This is a genomic window from Nostoc sp. UHCC 0252 (assembly GCF_034931145.1).
In the GTDB taxonomy this organism is placed as follows: Bacteria; Cyanobacteriota; Cyanobacteriia; order Cyanobacteriales; family Nostocaceae; genus Nostoc.
Genome location: NZ_JAYGHE010000053.1, coordinates 20,916 through 40,301 on the forward strand (window position 1 = coordinate 20,916; position 19,386 = coordinate 40,301).

Sequence of the window (19,386 nt, forward strand, 5' to 3'; positions counted from 1 at the left end):
GAGTGCAACGAAGCAATCGCAGGGGTTCGGAGGTTGCGACTCTACAAGACGCTGCGCGAACACTTCCTACCCTGCGGGTTCCGCCCTTGGCGGTACAAAATGACAACTAATTAGTCGGGCATGATGGCATGATATGAGAACCGCTACCCGTAATTGCCCTCAAAACTTGGAACGCTGTTAAAAAAATTGACTTTGGCAAAAAGTTTTCGCTTTAACTGACCTGTATTGGTCTATAACTTGTGTGTACAGATTATCTGTTTGCAAGCAAATGTAACGTGGATATATTTTCCACGCCAGTGATACTACTTTAAAAAAGTTTGCTACAAGTAGTGTTATTTATGATTGTCATAATTAAAACAATTGACTCTCAACTATCAATGGTGAACTCTACCCTCGTTGTCACACTCTATATCAACCCTATGACAGGGAATGATAATAATACTGGTTCACGGTTGAGTCCGTTTAAAAGCCTCACCCGTGCCTTAAAAGTAAGCAAAATCCCGACGATAATTCATCTGGAGGCGGGAACTTATAGTGCTGCTAGTGGTGAGATGTTCCCACTGATTATCCCTAAAGGGGCAATAGTGGTGGGTAAGGAAGCGAACAAAGGTGCAGAGATTGTAATTTCTGGGAGTGGCGAGTATCAAAGTCCTAGCTTTGGTATACAAAATATTACACTGCTTTTGCTAGATAATGCCAGTCTTTTAGGTGTAACTGTTACCAATCCCTCAACCAAAGGTACTGGTATCTGGATTGAATCGGCTGCGCCTACTTTAGCTCACAATACTTTGAGGGATTGTGGGCGAGAAGGTGTGTTTAGTACTGGTACTGCCAAACCCGCAATTTTAGATAACATATTTGTGCAAAATACTGCTAGCGGGTTAGTGATGGCAGGCCATAGCCAGGGAGAAGTACTGCGGAATTTATTTGAAAGAAACCCTTTAGGTATAGCACTTAGTGACTTTGCTACCCCTACGATCGCAAATAACAAATTATCAGAAAATCGCACTGCGATCGCACTTTCTCGCAATGCCCAACCCGTGATCCGTCAAAATCTTATTACTAAAAATACCCAAGGTGGTCTATTCGTTAATGGCAATGCAATTCCTGATTTAGGTAATACCCAAGATTCTGCTGATAATATTTTTAGTGATAATAGTGAATTTGATTTATATAATGCTACTACACAAAAGCTGATTTCCGTAGGTAATCAGTTAAATCCTTCTCTCATCAAGGGCTTATGTGAATTGATCCCAGCTAATGAAGTAGCAGTTAACACTAGTTTATTTGAGGCTCCAACTGAATCCTTATCTCAAAAACTCGCCGCACCTGTTGAATTAGATGCACATTGGGCAAAGCCATTTATCCAGGCATTAATGAGTATGAATTTAACTCATTGTTTTGCTGATGGTAACTACCAACCAGATAAACCCATGTCTCGCGCCCAATATGCATCTCTGGTAACGATCGCCTTTAATCCATTTCCGAAAATCTCAGCACCTGATTTTACGGACGTACCCAAGGATTTTTGGGCTTATAACGCTATCCAAATCGCGGCTAGCGGTGGCTTTGTTGGCGGATTTAGCGATCGCACTTTTCGCCCAGATCAAAATGTCCAACGGCTACAGGTGATTGTTTCTCTAGTAAATGGATTGGGATTACCGCCAGCTAATAGCGATATTTTAGAAGTATATAGCGATCGTCATACCATTCCTGACTACGCTAGAAAAGCCGTAGCCACTGCTACACAACAAAAAATCATCGTTAATTACCCAGATCCCAACCAACTTTCACCTTTACGTTTGGCGACACGCGCCGAAGTTGCAGCGATGGTTTATCAGGCATTAGTTGCCATTGGGCGAACATCTGCGATTAAATCAGTCTATGTAGGGTTGCATTCTAGAACTTGACAAGTAAAATAGGAAACACTGCTTATCGGCTTGGTACTCTTGGAAAAAAAACCATGTAGTTAAAAGCACGCTAGGCTAATATGCGATGGGTGAAAAATCTGAGACCTATTGCCGAAAGCTAATAGCCCCATGTTAACAACACTTCCAGATACTTCTGCCAACTTGGCGATCGCTTTATTAATTAACTATAGTTTTGACCTCAATGGGTATAGTGCCAATGAGCTAGTTGAGCGTTGGCAAACGCAATACCCATTGAATTGGCTACACCTGGCAGTGATTGAGGCACTATATCAAGGTCGCTATAAAGCGGTTTCTGTGCAGCAAATATTAGTCTTCTGGCAGCGCCGGGATCAGGCTACGTATCATTTCAACATGGAATTTGAACGGATGGTTTGTAGCAAATTTCCTCAAAGCTTAACCTCATTTGCTGCACCAGCCTTGCCGTCACCCAAGAAAAGCCCCGTTGTAGAGAAAGTCACGAGTCCTCAATTACCACCTGCGAAGATTCGTAACGGCTATCAACACAGCAATACTGCAACTCTACAACTGAAAAGTTTTGAACAAAAGACATCTTTGAGTGAAGAACACCATAAGCAGGAAGATACAGACAATAAAACTGTCTTGAAGTCTCCCCTAACCGGGAAGTTAACTTCTTCGGCAACCCTTCAGCGATTATCTGCTGTCAGCCAAAGGCAAACTTCGCAAGAAATTCCGTTGCCTTCTCCATCGGCAAGCCATCATCAAAAACAACCCAAACTCCTCCCACCTGCTGCTATTCATGCCCCTATTGGGCAATTTACCCCAGAAAAAAGCGATCACTCTGAGTCTTTTACATCTAAACTCAGGGCGATGTCTAGCGAACAAAATCCGCCAGATACGGGAAGTAGGGATAAATGATTGTTTACTCTCCAACTAACTCCTTAAAGCGCTCATCATCAGCAATATCATCGAAATCTAGGTCAGTTGCTGCGTCTTCTCTATACCTGGGATTAAGTTCAATTGCTTGTTGTAGAGTTACCAGAGATAGTTCAACTTGTCTTTGCAGTGCGTAACACGCTGCTTTGTTGTAATAAGCACTGGCATAATCTGGCTTAATTTCTAAGGCTTTGTTAAAACTAGCGATCGCTTCATCATCGCGTCCCAATCTTACCAAAGTATAACCGTGTTTATCCCAGATTTTGGGAGAATTGGGTTGGAATTCTACCGCTTTTTCAAAAGACACTATTGCCTCTTCATATTGTTCTAATGCTACTAGGGAAAGACCGCGATTCAACCAAGCTACAGCATCATCAGGCTTGATTTGTGTAGCTTTATCAAATGAAGCGAAGGCTTGCTGATGCTGTTGTAAGTTTCCAAAAGCAACGCCGCGATCGCACCAGGCTTGATGATAATCTGGTTGAAGTTTAATAGCTTGGTCATAAGAGGCGATCGCATCTTTGTAGCGTTTTAATCTCCCTAGAGTTAAGCCTCGTTTTAACCAAGTTATGGGTTCGTCAGCTTGAATTTTAACCGCTTGGTTGTAAGCTGCGATCGCATCTTCATAGCATTTTTGGGAAAATAGCGCATCTCCCTGTTGTACATACTCATCAGCAGTGAATTCTGGTTGTTGTGGCTGTTCCTCTATTTCTTCCTCAACTTCATAATTCACCGCCTCTAGAATTGATTCAGGTGTAATTTCAGTTAATTCTTGAAGAATAAGATCCTTCCTTTCTTGGGCATCTAGTTGTAATTCAGAAAGTTGAGATACAAACTCAGTTTCTAGTCTTTCTAACTTCTCCAAAATCAGAATCTTTTGTTGTTGAGCATTCCATTGCAATTCTGTAAATTGCGAACTAAATTCAGAACCAGATTTTTCTAAATTTTCAATGATTAACTCTTTGCGTTTTTGAGCATCTACTTGTAATTCAGATAGTTGTTCAACAAATTCTGACTGCAATGCTGATAAATTCTCAACAATTTGATTTTTTTGCTCATGAGCATCTGCCTGCAATTCAGATAATTGAGATTTATATTGATTATCTAATTCTCCTAATTTATCAAGTGTAATATCTTTTTGCTTTTGAGCATCTTCCTGTAAATTTGATAATTGGTCAGCAAATTCTAGCTGCAATTTTTTTAAATTTTCAAAAGCTATATCTTTTTGATTTTGAGCCTCACATTGCCATCCAGAAATTTGAGATGTGAATTCAGCCTTTGATATCTCTAAGTCAGCAATAGTTACTTCTCGCTGTTGCTGTATATCTAACTTTAAGTTGGACAATTCTTCTAGCAAGACAGATTCTAAATTTCCTATATTTTTTAGTGCTACGTCTCTTTGTTGTTGAGCATTTAACTCTAACTTAGATATCCCAGAAGCAAAATTTGATTCTAAATTTGCTATATTTTCTTGAGATTTTTTAAGTTCAGTTTCTAATTTACTTAATACCTGCGCTTTAGCTAAATCCAACTCAGATGTCAAGATAGAGACATTTTCTTGTTGGGTTTTAATTTTTTGCTGTAAAGCAGTAGTTTCCCGTTCTAATTCAGAATTTATTTTTTTAACTTCTTGAATAACGTTTTCAGCTTCTTCTTTAACAGTGGTTAGCTGATTTTGTAATTTTTCCATTCCCTGTAATTGTTGCATTGCTCTGTCAACAATTTCCCGGATTATCACCCGCCGTAAGAGCCAAAATAAAGCAATGATAGTGACTGGAAATAAACTTAATATAACTAGCCAGATATTAATTAAGATAGTCGTCCGGCTAAAAGCGTTCTTAAAATCAGATTGGACTTGCTGCTGAATTCCCTCTTCTGCTCGTAGCCGCGCTAATTCTTCCCGTTCCTGATTCGATAAGACCGCAGTAGGAGTTAATGCTGGGGACGGCGATGGTGCAGATTGTCCACTAGCAATTCCAACGGATAACAGTAAGGGTAAAAAGACAATAGTATTTTTTACAATTAAAGCGAAAATAGCTTGATTTTTGCTCTTCATAACAACCATCTCAGCCTGTTGGTCAGTTTTTGAAGCGGCGTGCCTCTCTCCAATCTATAACAAAATTAAGGTATTAAATTTTGTGGAGGTAATGGGTTTGCACTCAGAAAGTCTCCGTCGCTTTTGAAATGTTCGCATCAGTCACAGCAAAACCAGCACTAGAGAATCGCGTTTCGGAAAAACGCTTGTATAGTTATTGGTTATTTCCCAAACAGCAGCCTAAGATTACAGGCTGCTGCTTAAAGAACTTAAATTAGCTATGTGTTTGACCAATGACTAATCAGCGTTAACTATTGATTCCCCTTAATGGGGAGTTATTTGATATCACTTATCTAGCTAAAGTGAACAACATAGTTATCCGTCGCTTGTCTGATGCGATGCATTTGTTTCTCCTGTAAAGGAAATGCTAGAGGATGGGCAGAAAATGCTTAGACTGATGTCACAATTAATGGAAAATCAGTTAAGCAAGTTGAAACAAGAATGTCATTAAGTCTCCTTTACCCAAACTGATGCGATCGCCTGGTCGCAATCGATGACGATTTCCTGGTAAAAGGGGCAAGTTATTAATGTAAGTGCCATTAGAACTTCCCACATCTTCTACATAGTGAGCATCTCCCTCAACCCGAATATCTGCATGAATCCGCGAGACAACTTCTGAATTGGGAAATCCTGAAACGTCTATATCTGGGGGAATTCGATCATTGGGCTTGCCGATATGAATCACAGAGAGATTTTGCGGTAATTCAATTAAGCGATCGGTTTGAACGTGGATTAACCGCGCTATCACCTGCTGCAATTGCGTTCTGGCAGCAGTTGGAATTGGTGCTGGTGCTTCAGACGCTGGCGGGGGTGGTTCCAACGGTGGTGGAGTAGGAATACTTTGTCCAGAGACTACAGGTACTTCAGACGCTGGCGGTGGTTCCAACGGTGGTGGAGTAGGAATACTTTGTCCAGAGACTACAGGTACTTCAGACGCTGGTGCTGGTTCTGGGGGAACTGCTACTTCTGTTGCTGGTAAAGATGAGTTGGGAGGATGAGAGTTAGTAGAACCACTCATTCCCAAAGCATCTGGTTGTAAAAGTTCTAACAGGGGATCGGGTGGAACTAACGGCGGTACTTCCACAGGGGTATTGGGAGTAACTGTTGTAGCTACCGCAGGATGAACGTGTGGAACTCCTGCGGAGTGAAGGTTATAGCCACATTGACCGCAGAAAGCTGCATCTGCCTGCACAGTTGCTCCACAACTGGGACAGTTAGTAGTCGCAGGTAACGGTGTATAGCAAGCTTCACATTGGACAGCGCCATCAGGGTTAGGATGATTGCAATTAGGGCAGACGATCATCGATATTTAGCCTTTGTTCAAGATCATCATAAAATTAGGTAAGACTGGCAAGCAGAGGGCGGGCCTAGCTTTAGATTTTAGCAATTACTGCCGATGGAACGATGAATTTTAGACGTTCTTACATGGGAAGCAGGGAGCAGGGGGAAGGGGGCAGGGGGCAGGGAGCAGGGAGCAGGGAGCAGGGAGCAGGGAGCAGGGGGAAGGGAGCAGGGGGCAGGGAGCAGGGAGCAGGGAGAAAAATACCAATTTCCCATTCCCAATTCCCCATTCCCAATTTTTCAAGATTGGAGTTCTAAACCTGCTGCTGCATCTAGCAGCCACCAGAGTTCACCTTTGGGGCGAATTAAGCGCGACGGGTAAGTGAAGTCATCGGCTACAGGTGCAAAAACTTGCGCTAAAGCTGGTCTTTTATTCTCACCAGCAACCAGAAAAATCACACTGCGACCAGAGTTGATGAAGGGATATGTGAAACTTATCCGGGGATTTCCGTCTTTGTTACCTACAGTCACCAGGCGATCGCGTACTTTGAGAGCCTCTGTGTGGGGAAACAAAGATGCTGTATGTGCATCATCACCCATTCCTAGTAATACTACATCCAATGCGGGAAACTCGACCCCAGAAGAATTGAAAAATTCTTTGAGATGTTGTTCATACTTTGCAGCCGCCAGTTCTGGATTGGCTTCTAAGGTTGGTACGGGGTGAATGTTAGCTGCTGGAATGTCAACACGATCTAGCCATGCACGACGCGTCATCAGTTCATTGCTATCGGGGTGATCTGCTGGTACATAACGTTCATCGCCCCAAAATATATGAATTTTATCCCAAGGCAGTTTTTGAGTAGCGATCGCTTCGTATAACGGTTTAGGTGTACTGCCGCCTGATAAGGCAATGGTAAACTGCCCTCGCTGCTCAATGGCAGTCTCTAACTTGGACAGAATTAATTCTAGCGCTCGTGCAACCAGCGCTGGCTTATCCGGTAGAACTTCAACGGTTTTGTTCATGGCTTCATCATCATATTGCTGGCTTCCAGCAATACCATACCGAACTTATTACAATCCCCCTTTTTAACTTTTGAAACATTTAACATCGTGGATTAAGTAGGCTACAAAAATGTAGATACTCATTATCACCATCAACGGGAAGTTTTCAGTAGTCAGTCATACTAACTACTAACTCTTCTGATGATTATTTTTATTTACACCCAGTTACTTGATACTTTGTTGATTAACGCCACAAAGGGTACATTTATTAATTCTTATTAAAACTTAATAAAACTAATTAATCATAAGCAATGTTTCCCAATCAGCGATCGCTTCACGTTGGGCGATTAACAATTCCTGAATTCCTTTTTGGGCGACATCTAGCAGTTGATCCAACTGAGTCCGGCTAAAGCTACCTTCTTCAGCTGTTCCTTGGACTTCAATGATTCCCAGGTGTTGATTCATCACTACATTAAAATCTACTGTTGCAGCCACATCTTCGATATAATCCAAATCCAAAAATGGCTCTCCCTCCATTAATCCTACGGAAACTGCTGCTACTTGGCCACACAGAGGCGATCGCTCTAACACGCCCTCTTGCAATAATTTAGAAATCGCATGAGCCAACGCCACAAAGGAGCCTGTAATCGCTGTTGTTCGAGTTCCAGCGTCTGCTTGCAAAACATCAGCATCTACGGTCAGCGTGAGTTCTCCCAGTGCCTCAAAATCTACTGCTGCGCGTAAGCTGCGACCAATTAAGCGTTGAATCTCTTGCGTCCGTCCAGATAATTTCAATAACTCCCTTTCTTGCCGTTTTTGAGTAGCAGACGGTAACATTCGGTACTCAGCAGTTAACCAGCCTTTACCAGTTCCCTCAAGAAACCTTGGGACTCCCTTATTAACGCTAACAGTACAAAGTACCTGAGTATTACCGCATCTTGCGAGAACAGAACCAGGGGCGAAGCGGGTGAAATTGGGGTAAAAGCTAATCGGACGTAGTTCGTAAGGAAGACGACCGTCTGGACGCTGCCAAGCCATTGGAGTTGCCTCAAGATTTCTATCTAGAATACTGCCTTAAGATTACCTTTGTGTTATTGGGGGATTGGGGATTGGGGATTGGGGATTGGGGAAAGACTTATTTCAAGTTCTCACCTCTTGTCCCCTTCTCCCTGCCCCCTTCTCCCTGCTCCCTGCCCCCTGCCCCCTTCTCCCTGCCCCCTGCCCCCTGCCCCCTGCCCCCTGCCTCTTCTAAGGAATTGAAAGCAGAGTCAAAATATTTTGCTGCACCATATCTGGTGACTGGTCGCCGTTGATGGTCAATAGGCGGCGACGACGGTCATAGTATTCTAGGATGGGAATGGTGCGATCGTAGAATAACTCTACACGGCGCTGCACGATTTCGGGTTGGTCATCTGGTAGCGATCGCCCCAAAGATCGGCTAACCATGACTGCTTCTGGTACTTGGAGATAAATTGCCCAATCTAGCTTTTGTTCTAAATTATCTAATAAAAAATCTAATTCTTCAGCTTGGAAGGCAGTACGAGGATAGCCCTCTAAGACCCAATCGCAGATAATATCTGGTTGTCTAAGGCGAATTCGGATCAAATCAATGATCATTTCGTCTGGAACTAACTCCCCTTTTTGCATATAGGGTCGGGCGTGATAACCTAGTTCACTCAGGCTAGCGTAAACCGAAAGAGAAGTCCGGGGATCGGCTTCCGACCATCGAAATTCCGGCAGGGGGCGATCGCCAGATATTGCTGACCGTAAAATCTCACCAGTGGAAATCAGAGGAATATCAAAGTATCTGCAAAGCCTTTGTGCTTGAGTGCTTTTCCCCGATCCTGAACCTCCCAGAATCACCAATCTCACAACAATTCACTCCTCATGCTGTCAAATTCACTACTTGCTAGGTCTGTTTTGCCCAAACAACCGACAAATCTAACATTTAGGAATTTTCAGACCTTATGCCCAGCTTTTTTAAATAATTGGAACTGTAACTTTTATGTTTTAATTTTTACAACTTATTTCAGCGAAAAAACGACAATTCCAATCAAAATAACTCTTGACTTCAACACAAACGTAGTGTTTGACTAAGAATGCAATTTGCTAAATCCACCACACCTGGGAAAAACAGATTGATTATACAGGTAGATTTGTATTAACTACCGTCAGCAAGAAAACTTAATTATTGTATCTTTTTGAACTTAACTCTATGGTTGCCCAGCTAGAAACTCAAAGTATCAATTCAAGCGTTACCTTGCCATACCCAGTTGAGGGACTAGTGCAAGTTTTCACTAGCTCTCATCGCAATTTTTTTACAAGCGTTATAGCTCAATCACTGAGAATAGCTGGACAAGGAACGTCAGTATTAATAGTACAGTTCCTCAAGGGGGGCATTCGTCAAGGACATGATAAACCTATACAATTAGGACAAAATTTAGATTGGATTCGCTGTGATCTGCCTCGTTGTATCGATACACCACATCTAGACGATGCGGAAAAACAGGCTTTAGAAAAGCTATGGCAATATACACAGCAAGTAGTATGTGAGAGCAAGTATTCTCTAGTGGTCTTAGATGAGTTAAGTTTAGCGATTAACTTTGGTTTAATTCCTGAAACTGAAGTTTTAGCGTTTCTGGCAAAACGCCCTCCCCACGTCGATATCATTCTCACAGGGCCAGAGATGCCTAAATCTCTTCTCGATGTAGCAGATCAAATTACAGAAATCCGTCGCAGTTATCGACCCTAAACAAAATATTCAGTTCGTGCTACTATATCAAGTCTGTTTGAATTAACGTTAGCAACGAACTTGTGATTAAGAACGATATCTGGATTACTGAAATGGCTCAACAGGGTTTGATTTCGCCCTTTGAGCCAAGCCTAATCCGAAAAGTACAAAAAGATGAGTCTGTAGCGGTTCAACCTGTAATTAGCTACGGTTTGTCTTCTTATGGCTACGATATACGCCTTTCCTCGGCTGAGTTCCGCATTTTTCGCCACATTCCCGGAACTGTAGTTGATCCTAAAAACTTTAATCCCCAAAACTTAGAGCCAACAGCACTGCACACAGATACTAGTGGCAGCTACTTTATTTTACCAGCTCATTCCTATGGGCTTGGGGTTGCTCTAGAAAAACTGGAGGTTCCTGAGAATATTACAGTAATTTGCATAGGTAAATCTACGTATGCAAGATGTGGTATAATTGCAAATTTAACGCCTGCTGAGGCTGCATGGCGGGGTCATTTAACTTTAGAATTTTCCAATTCTTCCAGCGCCGACTGTCGCATCTACGCTAACGAAGGCGTGGTGCAATTACTCTTTTTAGAAGGTGAACCCTGCGCTATAAGTTACGAAGCACGCCAAGGTAAGTATCAGGATCAACTAGAGATTGTAACTCTAGCTAAAGTCTAAATAATTCAAAATAAATAAGGAGTTATATATGACTATTCTAAGCAACGTAGATATAAAAAAATAAAGCTTTTGAAGTTTTCAATGATTGGTTGAAAATAAATCTCTACGAAACTTATTCGCTTAACTGTATCTGAGGATGATTGCTCTAAATCATACCCACAAATCAGAGTGCGATCGCTTACTTTATCCCACTGCAAATTCTGTCAGCTTTCGCATATAAGGAGGCTGATAAGCCAGCACGATATCCTGCTTTGGAATACCATACTCCACTAATTCATTAGCCACGCCAACCTCAGTCCCATCATACTGAATCCAAATTTTATGATCTCGAATATCTAGATGAATTAAACAGCCATAAACTCGACGGCGATTTTCCCAACCCGTATTCACAACTTGATAATGATCCTGCTGCATATCAAAGATGGTTTGTCGTTCGATTTCACCATAGGCAGGTTTAATCTGAGCATGACTTGTCAAAACTTGCTGGATGATTTGTCTATACTCCGCTAGTCTATCCATTGTACAATTACCTCATTTTCCGGGTCAAATACTAGCAGTTTCAATTGATATTCGTGGATACTCATCTGTGGCAATTGCCGTGAGAAAAAATCTTCATAAGTTGCTAGCGGAACTGCTAAATAAAGAACTCGCTCTGGCTCTTTTAGTTTTAGCGCTACTCGATAATTTAAACATTGTCCTAAAGCTGTATGAAACTCAGAAATCGCAGAGGGAGCAACAAAACTCTTGATTTCTACAGCAATTCGTTCGTCTTGCTTTTGGGCAGCAATTAACCGTTCTGCACCCAGATCAATTTGTAATTGTCCATCTGCTAAGTCAATAGACAGTGGATCGTGTGTAATTGTCCAGCCATCTTTTTGCAAAGCCAATCTAACTAAATTATGGAAAATATCTCTTGCAGACATTCCTTAAATTTTAAAGTGTAATAACTAGAAAATTTTGCTGATATAGTAAGTCCTTGTCTGACGTAACAAACACAGGAGTAGCACTCATAATATCTGGATCAGAGGAAGTAATTCGGCGATCGCATAGAACTTTTTGAATATCCATCGTCCTGCAAAAAGCTGGATTAGATAGTTTAAACCTTCATTGCGCTTCTAGCCAAACCTGTAAATCGGCTGAACTAGTAAAATCTAACAGTGCTTCACTCAAATCTTCCAAAACAGGCAAAGGTAAACCAGAAATTGAGGAGCGTATTTCTTGAGAAAGTTCCCCAAATCGCTTAGTCAATTGCCGGAGAATAAGATTAGCTGTTGCTTCCTCACGTCCTTCCTCACGTCCTTCCTCGCGTCCTTCTTCCTTAATTTCTCGGTAAACTCGCGTTTCTTTGAGCGTGATTCCTAACATAGACTCTACCTCCGCTTGAGTTAGTTCTTCAAATCTGTACACCATGATCGTCGTTATTAATTCAATTATGGCGCGACTTGATGGCGATCGCACTTCTTGGGTGGTTCTTGTTAACAAATACCTTGCTTCTTCTGGTGCTTGTTCTTCATCCACTGTGGTTAATACCATCAATGCTACCCATATAGGCAATTGACGAATATCCCCTAATTCATCTAAATACACCCGATGTATTTGTTCACCATTCAGCAATGAGCGATGAGGATGAATATCGCTTTGCTCGATACTGCGCGATGGGTAAATTATCACTGCTTGCCAATCGCTAAATCTGGCACGGTTGCGGTAGAAATATAACGAAGATTCAGCCCATACTCTCTCATAAAGTTGTTCATCTTTTTGGAACTGAACCTCACAAAAATATACAACTCCAGCACCATCGCTTTCAGGTGGTAGAAATACTCCGTCGATTTCAAATTTTGGTTCTTTAACGGCGACTGAATCAAAACGATAACTATCCACATTAGTTGGAGGATTTGTCAACAATTCAAACAACAAAGTAGGAGACTGTTGAAACAGTTTGTAAAATATTGAGTCTCGACGCATTAAAGCATTTTATGAATTTTTTATAAGAAGAATTCAGAACTCAAGGGCAGAGCCGGAGACGCTCCGCCTGCGGTCAGAATTCAGTATGAATTAATTGCCCCAAAGTATAATTATGGTGCAAGTCTAGCTTTACCCAGACGCTGCTTTTCATACCATTGTGCGATCGCAGGTGCCCAATCTTCAAAGTGAGGCCACATCATTTCACACAACTTTTGAATTTCAAGTTGAGCATCTTTCTTATTTCTCAGGTCACAAAAATGCAAGAAAGACCTTAAATTGAAACTAACTACAAAATGCTGGCGATAATCAAAAGGTACTTTACCTCTTGCGTGTTCTTCAGACATTCCACCCTCAAAATCAGCTTGATATCGTTTAGCTGCTTCCAAACACCACTCTAAATCTGCTGCTCGTTGCTCTGGTGAATAATAGTATTTTTTGCCTTGTCTATCAGTGTAATAACCAACAGGACGCAGGTAAAAAACATCTTCTATGTCTTTTTTACCTTCTAATACATCAATAAATTGGTTGCCTGTGTACCTAAAAGACTGAACATCAAATGATACTCCTACACGATGAGTACGAGCCTGCTGCATTACACTGTGGGGAAAGTAACCACAGTTGAAAACAATCTGAGGATGCTCTAGAGGCCCATAGTGTCCCCTCTCACCCGCTAAAAGTCGCTTAACAATAACTTCGCCGCTTTGTGACTCCGAGGGCCAAGAGTCGCGCTCATCAAACACGAACCCATCGGTATAGTCCTGGTGCATCGCGGCATAAATCACCTGCTGCGGGTTTGGCGTTTTGGCAATAACCTCTACTCGAAATCGATGCATTAGTTTTTGGGAATGGATTTGTGACTGAAAGTGCTTATGCAGAAGAAGCGGAGCCTGTTGGTTAGACACGGCTTTGAACTCGATCCATTATCATATCTCCGCTTTGGATTTCTACTTGAGGAGATTAAGATACTTTACAAATATTAATAACTTTGTTACAGTTATTTACATAAAGAGAAAACGGGGAAAAATCCATGCGTACAAGCACTGCTATAATTGATGACCAAGGAAAATTGAACAACTTTGCGATTGAGCCAAAAGTTTATATAGATGAGCAAGGCGATCGCACTGGCTTCACTCCTTATGCAGAAATGCTCAATGGTCGTTTAGCAATGATTGGTTTCGTTTCTCTAATAGCATTAGAAGTAGCCACAGGACACGGTATAGTTGGTGTCTTGGCAAGTCTGTAAGAACTAATCTTTTAAACTTAATTATCAACAAATGTAAGAGACGGTAAATTTACCGTCTCTTATTTTTATGGAAAACTTAGTGCTAGAGTAAAAACATACTGATAGTAAAAGCCGTTAGTTATCAGTGTAAAGTTATCAGGTAAATTATGGCTTTAACCGCTTCAACGATGTTGCCTTTATGCACAAAAGCACCAGATTTTGATCTACCCGAAGTAGTATCTGGAAAGGCAACTTCCCTTGCTACCTTTGCAGATAAAAAAGCGCTGTTGGTAATGTTTATTTGTCGGCATTGCCCATTTGTAAAGCACATTCAACAAGAATTAGTGCAGTTAGGAAAAGATTATTTTACAGGTGATTTAGCGATCGTTGCCATCAGTGCTAACGATGCAAACAATTATCCAGATGATGCGCCAGAATCGTTGCAAGCATTTGCCACAGAACAAGGATTTAATTTTACCTTATGCTACGACGAGAGCCAGGAAACGGCAAAGGCTTACACAGCAGCTTGTACACCTGATTTTTTTGTATTTGACGATCAACGCAAACTTGTTTATCGGGGACAATTAGATGATAGCCGCCCCAGTAATGGTAAACCCGTAACTGGTGCAGATTTACGCGCAGCTATTGAAGCAGTACTGGCGGATAAACCTGTTACAAGTGACCAAAAGCCAAGTGTGGGTTGCAATATTAAATGGAAACCTGGAAACCAACCCAGTTATTTTGGTTAAAAGACATGGGGTGTGGGGTATAGGACATTGATTATTTCCTTCTTCCCTACCCCCCATAACCATTAGTGTTTAATTTCCAAATTCAGTATGTAGCATCCTAATTGGACTTTTTCTGCCCACAATTCATATTCCAGACGCAAATTTTCTGGTAAGGGATGTCCGTTAAGAGTTAGGCTATTAGTAAAATTTCGTAAACGAATAGGATCGTTAGGTTGCAATGACTCAGTTGGCAACCAATAGCGACTAATGCCGTAAACGCCCTGTTCCCAAAAGTGGCGATAACTTACTTGAGCATTACCTTGCATAGTCATGATGACTCGGTAAGGAGAAATCTCCAGCCACAAAATTCTGGGACTGTTAGGGGCGTAAGCTTTACTCTTACTTTGGGGAAGTGTTTCCTCTGGACTTACAACACTCCCGACTTCACAGCTAATTAGGGGCGGTGCAGTCAGCAGCAAATGGAATCTATCAGTATCTTTTTGATACAATGTCGCAGCAGTTTCCACAACAGACCAAATTGGTAGGTCAGTGGAAATAAGTGATAAGCACACGGGCTTGCGGTGATGAGTCAGCATGGGAGCGATAAGGGCTAAAAGCTATTGAACAAAGTGAAATGAACACTCTAGCTGTCTAATTAGGTCAAAGTAAGAAACTAAATAGTAAAACAGGCTTAATATTAATGAATCCGCTAATTTGTTAAGCTACACAAATCCTAATAGAAAGAGGTAGAATGTCAGCTTAGACAGTAAAACGGTACTTTCTCTAGAGAGAGCTAATTCGTAAGTAAAGCTTGTAAATATTCTAAGGCTATAACCTCAAAACAGTGGGAGTTGTTGTAGATGTTAAGAAACCTTTTTCAGGGAGACTTACCGTAGGCTGGGGTAAGTTTCATACAGTAAAAAGCGATAGGATATTAGGCAGGAAGTCAGCACCAGTAACAAACAAAGTCGCTGCCGAACTTCCGGTCTATTCAAAAGCCAGTGTATCCTAATGCCTGCTTCTGTTATAACCGTAAGAATTTGGAAGAAAATTAATTAACGTTAGTTCAGGTTAAGAAGATTTATTCAGCGTTAGTTGATTGAAACGGTGCAAACACGTAGACATATCTCAGAACCAAGCAACGGTGTAATCAGGGTTTTAGCTTATCCCGAACCCAGGTTACTTATAATACTCATGAAGCGATGACGCAACAAGCGAACAAGACAGTTAAAGGTCAGCAGTATTAATCAAGCAAAAATTTTATCCCGGTTGTGGGGTGCATCAAAATCAATCATTGGGCCTTTTGGGACGATGCGAGTTGGGTTAACTTGGGGATGGCTTCTGTAATAATGCCGTTTGATGTGGTCAAGATTGCAAGTCTCTTTGACTCCCGGCAGTTGGTAAAGTTCTTTGAGATAATTCCACAGATTCGGATAATCTACAATTCTGCGTAAGTTGCATTTGAAATGCACATAATAAACTACATCGAAACGGAACAGAGTAGTGAACATACACCAATCCGCCTCAGTAATTTGATTTCCGCAAAGATAGCGTTGATTTCCCAATACTTTTTCCCAGTGGTCGAGAGCTGTGAATAATTCCGTTACCGCTTCATCATAAGCTGACTGAGTGGTAGCAAATCCTGCTCGGTAGACACCGTTATTTATTGGTTGATAAATTGTATCAATCGTCTCGTCAATTACTTTTTGTAAATGTTCTGGATAAAAGTTAATATTTTGTTTAGCGAAAGCATTGAATTCTGTATCAAACATTCGGATGATTTCGCGGGATTCATTATTAATAATTGTTCCATTTTGGATATCCCATAAAACTGGAACTGTCACGCGCCCGCTATAGCTAGGGTCAGCTTTTAGATACAGTTGCCAAAGATATTGAGTACCGTTGACTGTATCGGGAATGCACCCTGGTTCATCACTAAATTCCCAGCTATTTTGATCAATTTCTGCTGCAACGACCGATAACCCAATAACATCTTGGAGTCCTTTCAATTGACGGATAATGGCGGTGCGACACGCCCAAGGGCAAGCCCAAGAAATATAAAGATGATAGCGTCCCGCTTCAGCTTTCAACCCACTAGAACCATCAGATGTAATGTGGTTGCGGAAAGTAGTTGATGGGCGGATAAATTTACCTTCTGAATCTTCTTGTTCCCTTCGAGATACCCACTGACCATCCTTAAGAATTCCCAAACCCATAATTATCTCCTTAGTTATTAGTCAACAGTCAAGAATCTAAAACGTTTGACTTTTGACTATTCAGCGTTGAGGATTTTTGGAACTTTGAAAAATTCGCCTTCCTGCTCAGGCGCACTGTTAAGAATTCTTTCCCGGTCAGGATAAGGTTGCAATTGATCCTCTCGTGTGATGTTGCTGACATCAATTGCCCGTGTTGTTGGGGGCACATTACTGACATCAAGTTCGTCTAATTGTTGAATATAATCCAGAATACTTCCCAACTGGGTAGTGAATTGTTTCTCTTCTTCTGGAGTCAATTCTAAACGGGCAAGATTAGCTACTTTATGAACTTGTTCTTGGTCAATCATATTTTTTCATTTGTCATTGGTTATTTGTCGTTGGTCATTGGTCATTAGTCCTTAGCAAATGACAAAGAACTAATGACTAATGACTAAAAGAATACGTCAATTTGCGATCGCCCGGTGGTTTTCAGCCAGTTTTGGGCTTCGATGTAGTTATTGGGAGCCATGCGAATAGCTCGAATCCAATAGTCTGCGGCTTGGTCAAAGAGTGCTTCGCCAGCCTCGTTATCTCCAGCTTCTTTCTCTTTTTCGCCTTGGTAATGGTAAATTACAGCGATGTTATTCAAGGCTTGGGGCATCCGTGGGTTTAACTCAACTGCTTGGTGATACAGTTCTAAAGCTTTGTTGTGGTCGCCGTTGCTGGCATAGATTAGCCCCATATTGTAGAGAATATAACCGCGATCGTTGGTATCTTCCTCTAGTGTTAGAGCTTCTTCATAATATTCCAATGCTTCAGCATATTCCCCTTCTGCTTGGGCCGACATGCCATCTCGATAATAAACAAACGCTTCTTTAGCTTTTTTGTTGGTTGGCAGGATCTTCAAGATAATATCCGCCATTACTGTAAAGGATTTGTCAATAAAATTATCGTTTTTTTGTGTTCTTGGCATAGTAGTCTCTGGGGATTGGGGATTGGGGATTGGGGACTGGGTACTAGTTATTGGAAATCTTCCCTCTTCGTCTAATCCGCAGTCCACTCAATAGTTAATTTAACTGATTTGCGGGGGCATTCTCATCACTGAGTGGGATGATGCACTGCGGGCTATTATGCCGAGAGTTGTTTACCAAGGTGCTAACTGGATATGAAGTCATTGCTGGCGCTGGATAGGGACGCAATAGCTGCTGGAGGGTTTGGGGTGTTTGGACTTGGGAATCTAGCCACAAATCGTAATCTTTTGGCTCTAGAATCACTGGCATCCGCTCGTGGATGGGTTGAAGTAATTCGTTGGCTGCCGTTGTCAAAATTGTACAAGAGATTATTTCCTCGTTAGCAGGCGAACGCCATTTTTCCCACAAACCGGCGAAGGCGAAGGGTTGCCCATCTTGAAGGCGAAAATAAAATGGCTGCTTTTTGCCTTGTTGACGTTGCCATTCATAAAAGCCATCAGCTATCACCAAACAGCGACGATGTTTAAAAGCCGAGCGAAAAGAAGGTTTTTCGGCAACAGTTTCTGCCCTAGCGTTAATCAGCTTTGCTCCCATTGCTGGATCTTTTGCCCATGAGGGAATTAATCCCCAATGCAACTGCTTAAATTCACGCTTTTCGCTTTCGGGGTTTTGTAACACTGTTGCCACCATTTGCGTAGGTGCAATGTTAAATTCGGCTGCTAAATCCAGAACTGGCTCGACATGGAAAACTTGAGCTAAAGCTTCTGTTGACTGGTTTAGAGTAAATCTTCCACACATACTTTTTTCCCAACCATTAACTAAATTCAATATCTCAATCTAAAAATAAATAATATTTTTTTATTTTTTCAGATAATTTTATTTAAGACTCAAAAGCTAAATTTTAAAATAAATTATCCGGTTTAGGGAAAATATTTTGGTAGAATATTATATTTTGAAGCTTCACTTATCAACATATTCTTAACTGCATTTTAGCATGGAACTACTGCGTTTGTACGATTTTTTACCTTCCGGTAATGGTTATAAGATACGTCTTTTATTCACACAACTAGGTATGCCTTTTGAGAGGATAGAGCTTAATATTTTGAAAGGGGAGACTCGAACACAAGAATTTTTAAGTAAAAATCCTAACGGTAAGATACCTATTCTGGAAATTGAGCCAGGGAAATATTTGGCAGAATCAAATGCCATATTGGTATATTTGAGCGAAGGTACAGAATTTTTACCTTATGATCGCTTTTTGCGATCGCAAGTGCTGCAATGGTTATTTTTTGAACAGTATAGCCATGAACCTTTTATTGCTACATCAAGATATTGGATTTCTATTCTAGGTAAAAGTGAAGAATATAGTGAAGCTATCAAAGAAAAACGTGAACCAGGATATGCAGCACTTAGCTTGATGGAAAAACACTTAACCTCTCACACTTTTTTTGTAGGAGAGCGTTACACAATTGCTGATATTGCCTTATTTGCTTACACTCATGTTGCTGACGAAGGTGGGTTCGATTTAACACGATTCCCTGCTATCCAAGCTTGGATAGAAAGAGTCAAAGCTCAACCAAGATACATCAGCATTACACAAGCATAAAAAGTCAATTTTACAAACATTGTGTCTCTACTTTATTGACTCTGCTAGAGGGTGTTTTGGAAAGAGGTATTTTTCAGGAAGA

General features: G+C 41.3%; 22 protein-coding genes. 7 read left to right on the forward strand and 15 right to left on the reverse strand.

Annotated features, from left to right (window positions below):
• The first annotated feature begins 377 nt into the window (after positions 1-377).
• Together VB732_RS24595 and VB732_RS24600 are read left to right on the forward strand one after the other, a co-directional pair.
• Entirely contained in the window at positions 378-1,910 is a 1,533-nt protein-coding gene (locus tag VB732_RS24595; RefSeq protein ID WP_323233549.1) for a DUF1565 domain-containing protein, read from the forward strand.
• Positions 1,911-2,039: 129 nt separating this feature from the next.
• The gene (locus tag VB732_RS24600) at positions 2,040-2,807 is read left to right on the forward strand and encodes a hypothetical protein (RefSeq protein ID WP_323233515.1); all 768 of its coding nucleotides are present in this window, start codon (positions 2,040-2,042) and stop codon (positions 2,805-2,807) included.
• A gap of 4 nt (positions 2,808-2,811) precedes the next feature.
• Here VB732_RS24600 and VB732_RS24605 read toward each other — a convergent pair whose 3' ends face one another.
• From VB732_RS24605 to VB732_RS24625, 5 genes are all read right to left on the reverse strand, one after another.
• Positions 2,812-4,881: a tetratricopeptide repeat protein gene (locus tag VB732_RS24605; RefSeq protein WP_323233516.1), complete on the reverse strand. Its 2,070-nt coding sequence runs from the start codon at positions 4,879-4,881 to the stop codon at positions 2,812-2,814.
• Positions 4,882-5,341: 460 nt separating this feature from the next.
• The gene (locus tag VB732_RS24610) at positions 5,342-6,223 is read right to left on the reverse strand and encodes an FHA domain-containing protein (RefSeq protein WP_323233517.1); all 882 of its coding nucleotides are present in this window, start codon (positions 6,221-6,223) and stop codon (positions 5,342-5,344) included.
• Between the two features lie 278 nt (positions 6,224-6,501).
• Positions 6,502-7,224: a 6-phosphogluconolactonase gene (gene pgl, locus VB732_RS24615; protein WP_323233518.1), complete on the reverse strand. Its 723-nt coding sequence runs from the start codon at positions 7,222-7,224 to the stop codon at positions 6,502-6,504.
• Between the two features lie 273 nt (positions 7,225-7,497).
• Positions 7,498-8,241 (reverse strand): ribonuclease PH, encoded by a 744-nt coding sequence (gene rph / locus VB732_RS24620; RefSeq protein ID WP_323233519.1) that lies wholly within the window; start codon positions 8,239-8,241, stop codon positions 7,498-7,500.
• A 210-nt stretch (positions 8,242-8,451) separates the two neighbouring features.
• Positions 8,452-9,075, reverse strand: a complete 624-nt coding sequence (locus VB732_RS24625; RefSeq protein ID WP_323233520.1) for a nucleoside monophosphate kinase — start codon at positions 9,073-9,075, stop codon at positions 8,452-8,454.
• A 343-nt stretch (positions 9,076-9,418) separates the two neighbouring features.
• Between VB732_RS24625 and VB732_RS24630 the strand changes: the two genes are divergently transcribed.
• Both VB732_RS24630 and dcd read left to right on the forward strand, forming a co-directional pair.
• Positions 9,419-9,955 (forward strand): P-loop NTPase family protein, encoded by a 537-nt coding sequence (locus VB732_RS24630; protein ID WP_323233521.1) that lies wholly within the window; start codon positions 9,419-9,421, stop codon positions 9,953-9,955.
• Positions 9,956-10,047: 92 nt separating this feature from the next.
• Entirely contained in the window at positions 10,048-10,617 is a 570-nt protein-coding gene (dcd, locus tag VB732_RS24635; protein WP_323233550.1) for a dCTP deaminase, read from the forward strand.
• 183 nt (positions 10,618-10,800) lie between these two features.
• Here dcd and VB732_RS24640 read toward each other — a convergent pair whose 3' ends face one another.
• From VB732_RS24640 to thyX, 5 genes are all read right to left on the reverse strand, one after another.
• The gene (locus VB732_RS24640) at positions 10,801-11,136 is read right to left on the reverse strand and encodes a XisI protein (protein WP_323233522.1); all 336 of its coding nucleotides are present in this window, start codon (positions 11,134-11,136) and stop codon (positions 10,801-10,803) included.
• Positions 11,124-11,540: a XisH family protein gene (locus VB732_RS24645; RefSeq protein WP_323233523.1), complete on the reverse strand. Its 417-nt coding sequence runs from the start codon at positions 11,538-11,540 to the stop codon at positions 11,124-11,126. Before VB732_RS24645 ends, VB732_RS24640 begins: the two co-directional genes overlap by 13 nt.
• 10 nt (positions 11,541-11,550) lie before the next feature.
• Positions 11,551-11,685: a hypothetical protein gene (locus VB732_RS24650; protein ID WP_323233524.1), complete on the reverse strand. Its 135-nt coding sequence runs from the start codon at positions 11,683-11,685 to the stop codon at positions 11,551-11,553.
• A 36-nt stretch (positions 11,686-11,721) separates the two neighbouring features.
• Positions 11,722-12,582, reverse strand: a complete 861-nt coding sequence (locus VB732_RS24655; protein WP_323233525.1) for an Rpn family recombination-promoting nuclease/putative transposase — start codon at positions 12,580-12,582, stop codon at positions 11,722-11,724.
• Between the two features lie 110 nt (positions 12,583-12,692).
• Complete coding sequence (gene thyX, locus VB732_RS24660; RefSeq protein WP_323233551.1) at positions 12,693-13,415, reverse strand: FAD-dependent thymidylate synthase; 723 nt, start codon at positions 13,413-13,415, stop codon at positions 12,693-12,695.
• A 194-nt stretch (positions 13,416-13,609) separates the two neighbouring features.
• On the opposite strand from thyX, the gene VB732_RS24665 reads away from it, so the two are divergent.
• Both VB732_RS24665 and VB732_RS24670 read left to right on the forward strand, forming a co-directional pair.
• Positions 13,610-13,825 (forward strand): high light inducible protein, encoded by a 216-nt coding sequence (locus VB732_RS24665; RefSeq protein WP_323233526.1) that lies wholly within the window; start codon positions 13,610-13,612, stop codon positions 13,823-13,825.
• Between the two features lie 146 nt (positions 13,826-13,971).
• Positions 13,972-14,553, forward strand: a complete 582-nt coding sequence (locus tag VB732_RS24670; protein WP_323233527.1) for a thioredoxin family protein — start codon at positions 13,972-13,974, stop codon at positions 14,551-14,553.
• Between the two features lie 62 nt (positions 14,554-14,615).
• On the opposite strand, the gene VB732_RS24675 is transcribed toward VB732_RS24670, so the two are convergent.
• The 5 genes from VB732_RS24675 to VB732_RS24695 form a co-directional block, all read right to left on the reverse strand.
• Positions 14,616-15,128 (reverse strand): hypothetical protein, encoded by a 513-nt coding sequence (locus VB732_RS24675; RefSeq protein ID WP_323233528.1) that lies wholly within the window; start codon positions 15,126-15,128, stop codon positions 14,616-14,618.
• Between the two features lie 651 nt (positions 15,129-15,779).
• Complete coding sequence (locus VB732_RS24680; RefSeq protein WP_323233529.1) at positions 15,780-16,748, reverse strand: glutathione S-transferase family protein; 969 nt, start codon at positions 16,746-16,748, stop codon at positions 15,780-15,782.
• 56 nt (positions 16,749-16,804) lie between these two features.
• Complete coding sequence (gene gatC, locus VB732_RS24685) at positions 16,805-17,095, reverse strand: Asp-tRNA(Asn)/Glu-tRNA(Gln) amidotransferase subunit GatC (protein ID WP_323233530.1); 291 nt, start codon at positions 17,093-17,095, stop codon at positions 16,805-16,807.
• An 83-nt stretch (positions 17,096-17,178) separates the two neighbouring features.
• Positions 17,179-17,700: a photosystem I assembly protein Ycf3 gene (locus VB732_RS24690; RefSeq protein ID WP_323233531.1), complete on the reverse strand. Its 522-nt coding sequence runs from the start codon at positions 17,698-17,700 to the stop codon at positions 17,179-17,181.
• A 94-nt stretch (positions 17,701-17,794) separates the two neighbouring features.
• Complete coding sequence (locus tag VB732_RS24695) at positions 17,795-18,496, reverse strand: SOS response-associated peptidase (RefSeq protein ID WP_323233532.1); 702 nt, start codon at positions 18,494-18,496, stop codon at positions 17,795-17,797.
• A 196-nt stretch (positions 18,497-18,692) separates the two neighbouring features.
• On the opposite strand from VB732_RS24695, the gene VB732_RS24700 reads away from it, so the two are divergent.
• The gene (locus VB732_RS24700) at positions 18,693-19,304 is read left to right on the forward strand and encodes a glutathione S-transferase family protein (protein WP_323233533.1); all 612 of its coding nucleotides are present in this window, start codon (positions 18,693-18,695) and stop codon (positions 19,302-19,304) included.
• Positions 19,305-19,386: the final 82 nt, after the last annotated feature.

Coding starts and splice junctions, on each gene's coding strand:
- VB732_RS24695 (WP_323233532.1), bottom strand. CDS start 18,496: ATGTGTGGAAGATTTACTCTAAACCAGTCAACAGAAGCTTTAGCTCAA.
- dcd (WP_323233550.1), top strand. CDS start 10,048: ATGGCTCAACAGGGTTTGATTTCGCCCTTTGAGCCAAGCCTAATCCGA.
- VB732_RS24680 (WP_323233529.1), bottom strand. CDS start 16,748: ATGGGTTTGGGAATTCTTAAGGATGGTCAGTGGGTATCTCGAAGGGAA.
- VB732_RS24690 (WP_323233531.1), bottom strand. CDS start 17,700: ATGCCAAGAACACAAAAAAACGATAATTTTATTGACAAATCCTTTACA.
- thyX (WP_323233551.1), bottom strand. CDS start 13,415: ATGCATCGATTTCGAGTAGAGGTTATTGCCAAAACGCCAAACCCGCAG.
- rph (WP_323233519.1), bottom strand. CDS start 8,241: ATGGCTTGGCAGCGTCCAGACGGTCGTCTTCCTTACGAACTACGTCCG.
- gatC (WP_323233530.1), bottom strand. CDS start 17,095: ATGATTGACCAAGAACAAGTTCATAAAGTAGCTAATCTTGCCCGTTTA.
- VB732_RS24605 (WP_323233516.1), bottom strand. CDS start 4,881: ATGAAGAGCAAAAATCAAGCTATTTTCGCTTTAATTGTAAAAAATACT.
- VB732_RS24665 (WP_323233526.1), top strand. CDS start 13,610: ATGCGTACAAGCACTGCTATAATTGATGACCAAGGAAAATTGAACAAC.
- VB732_RS24655 (WP_323233525.1), bottom strand. CDS start 12,582: ATGCGTCGAGACTCAATATTTTACAAACTGTTTCAACAGTCTCCTACT.
- VB732_RS24650 (WP_323233524.1), bottom strand. CDS start 11,685: ATGGATATTCAAAAAGTTCTATGCGATCGCCGAATTACTTCCTCTGAT.
- VB732_RS24675 (WP_323233528.1), bottom strand. CDS start 15,128: ATGCTGACTCATCACCGCAAGCCCGTGTGCTTATCACTTATTTCCACT.
- VB732_RS24595 (WP_323233549.1), top strand. CDS start 378: ATGGTGAACTCTACCCTCGTTGTCACACTCTATATCAACCCTATGACA.
- VB732_RS24630 (WP_323233521.1), top strand. CDS start 9,419: ATGGTTGCCCAGCTAGAAACTCAAAGTATCAATTCAAGCGTTACCTTG.
- pgl (WP_323233518.1), bottom strand. CDS start 7,224: ATGAACAAAACCGTTGAAGTTCTACCGGATAAGCCAGCGCTGGTTGCA.
- VB732_RS24645 (WP_323233523.1), bottom strand. CDS start 11,540: ATGTCTGCAAGAGATATTTTCCATAATTTAGTTAGATTGGCTTTGCAA.
- VB732_RS24670 (WP_323233527.1), top strand. CDS start 13,972: ATGGCTTTAACCGCTTCAACGATGTTGCCTTTATGCACAAAAGCACCA.
- VB732_RS24610 (WP_323233517.1), bottom strand. CDS start 6,223: ATGATCGTCTGCCCTAATTGCAATCATCCTAACCCTGATGGCGCTGTC.
- VB732_RS24600 (WP_323233515.1), top strand. CDS start 2,040: ATGTTAACAACACTTCCAGATACTTCTGCCAACTTGGCGATCGCTTTA.
- VB732_RS24640 (WP_323233522.1), bottom strand. CDS start 11,136: ATGGATAGACTAGCGGAGTATAGACAAATCATCCAGCAAGTTTTGACA.
- VB732_RS24700 (WP_323233533.1), top strand. CDS start 18,693: ATGGAACTACTGCGTTTGTACGATTTTTTACCTTCCGGTAATGGTTAT.